General features: G+C 73.5%; 2 protein-coding genes. Both read left to right on the plus strand.

Annotated features, from left to right (window positions below; translation table 11 throughout):
* Positions 1–250 precede the first annotated feature (250 nt).
* Positions 251–1,231 carry a helix-turn-helix domain-containing protein gene (locus G3I40_RS22760; protein WP_164303986.1) on the plus strand — a complete coding sequence of 327 codons (981 nt, stop codon included), beginning with the start codon at positions 251–253 and terminating at the stop codon, positions 1,229–1,231.
* 59 nt (positions 1,232–1,290) lie between these two features.
* Positions 1,291–1,773 carry a DUF456 domain-containing protein gene (locus G3I40_RS22765; RefSeq protein WP_164303987.1) on the plus strand — a complete coding sequence of 161 codons (483 nt, stop codon included), beginning with the start codon at positions 1,291–1,293 and terminating at the stop codon, positions 1,771–1,773.
* Positions 1,774–1,901: the final 128 nt, after the last annotated feature.

A 1,901-nucleotide genomic window follows, 5' to 3' on the forward strand; every position in this document is an offset into this window, starting at 1 on the left:
CCAGGACGGCGGCGATCGCCGCGCCTGCCGTACGCACTCTCGGTCGCATCGCTCTCCCCATGTGAAAGCGCAGGTGAACACGGGTGAAATGCCGTATTCCCGGCGGGTGTTGGTGCTGCGGTGGCGCCACATTGGCAGAGTGGCGGCCGGTGCAGGGAAGATGGGCGCGGCGGGTTGGTGCCGTGGCAGGTTCCCGCCACGGGGGGTGTCGGCACGACCGGGTGGGACTGGGTGGGAGGGGCATCGCCGCATGCTGGGTGCGATAGGTCTGGACGAGGTGCACGAGTCGGCGTACCGCGCGTTGGTGTCGGTGGGCGCGGCCGACGTGTCGGATCTGGCGCGGCGGCTCACGCTCGCCGAGTACGAGGCCGAGCGCACCCTGCGCCGTCTGGAGCGGCACGGGCTGGCCGCCCAGTCCTCGGCGCGGCCCGGCCGCTGGGTGGCCGCCCCGCCGGGCGTCGCGCTCGGCGCCCTGCTCACCCAGCGGCGACATGAGCTGGAGAAGGCGGAGCTGGCCGCCGCGCTGCTCGCCGAGGAGTACCGGGCGGCGGCCGCCGAGCCCGCCGTGCACGACCTGGTCGAGGTGGTGACGGGCGCCGCCGCCGTCTCGCAGCGCTTCCTGCAGATCCAGCTCGGGGCGTCCACGGACGTCTGCGCGCTGGTCACCGGCAATCCGATCGCGGTGACCGCCCTGGAGAACGAGGCGGAACCGCAGGCCGTGAGCCGGGGCGTCGCCTACCGCGTCGTCATCGAGCGGGAGGTCCTGTCGCTGCCGACGGGCCTGACCGAGCTGGCCGCGGCGATCGGCCGGGACGAGCAGGTCCGGGTCGTGGACCGGGTGCCGACGAAACTGGTCATCGCCGACGGGACCCTGGCCCTGGTGCCGCTGACCTCGCGCACCTCCGAACCGGCGGCGCTCGTCGTGCACGCCAGCGGACTGCTCGAATCGCTCTCCGGGCTCTTCGAGGCGGTGTGGCGCGAGGCGCTGCCGCTGCGGCTCGGTGAGGGCGGCCGGGTCACGGAGGTCGGCGCGGACGGCCCCGACGGCACCGACCTGGAGATCCTGTCCCTGCTGCTGGCCGGGCTGACCGACGTGAGCGTGGCGAAACAGCTGGACCTGGGGCTGCGGACGGTGCAGCGGCGGGTGAAGCGGCTGATGGAGCTGGCCGGGGTGACGACCCGGCTGCAGCTGGGCTGGCACGCCTACGAGCGGGACTGGGTCGCCCGCTGAGCGTGCCGCCCGGACGCCGTTGATCTGCGCTTTCGCTCCGTCTGGGAGACCCTTGGCCAATGGGCGCGTGGGAACTCCTCCTGGTCGGGGCCGTGATGGCGCTCGGCCTGTGCGGGGTGCTGGTGCCGGGTGTGCCCGGGTCGTGGCTCGTGTGGGCCGGGGTCGCCGTGTGGGCGCTGCGCGACCCGAACGGCCTGGCCTGGGGCGTCCTCGTCGGCGCCACCGTCGCCCTGCTCGCCGCGCAGGTGCTGCGCTGGCAGTTGCCGCCGCGCAGGCTGCGGCAGGCCGGGGCGACCCGCAAGCTCGCGGTCTGGGCGGGGGCCGGCGCGCTCGTCGGGTTCTGCGTGCTCCCCGTCGTCGGCGCGATCCCCGGTTTCATCGGCGGCATCTACGTCTCGGAGCGGCTGCGGCTCGGCGGGCACGGGGACGCGTGGGCCTCCACCCGGACGGCGATGCGGGCGGGCGGCTCCAGCGTCCTGGCCGAGCTGTTCGCGTGCCTGCTGATCGTCGGGGCGTGGGCCGGAGCCGTGATCTGGGGCTGATCCATCGGATCTATCCCTCTCTATTGACGCACTGACGTCACCTGTCTAGCTTTCAGCGCGGGATAGCTCCGATGAATCGTTGAGCCGCCAGGAGGCGTGATGCCAACCCCGTCCAGACGAACCGTGCT

Source organism: Streptomyces sp. SID14478, from assembly GCF_010548525.1.
Classification (GTDB): domain Bacteria; phylum Actinomycetota; class Actinomycetes; order Streptomycetales; family Streptomycetaceae; genus Streptomyces.

Coding starts and splice junctions, on each gene's coding strand:
- G3I40_RS22765 (WP_164303987.1), top strand. CDS start 1,291: ATGGGCGCGTGGGAACTCCTCCTGGTCGGGGCCGTGATGGCGCTCGGC.
- G3I40_RS22760 (WP_164303986.1), top strand. CDS start 251: ATGCTGGGTGCGATAGGTCTGGACGAGGTGCACGAGTCGGCGTACCGC.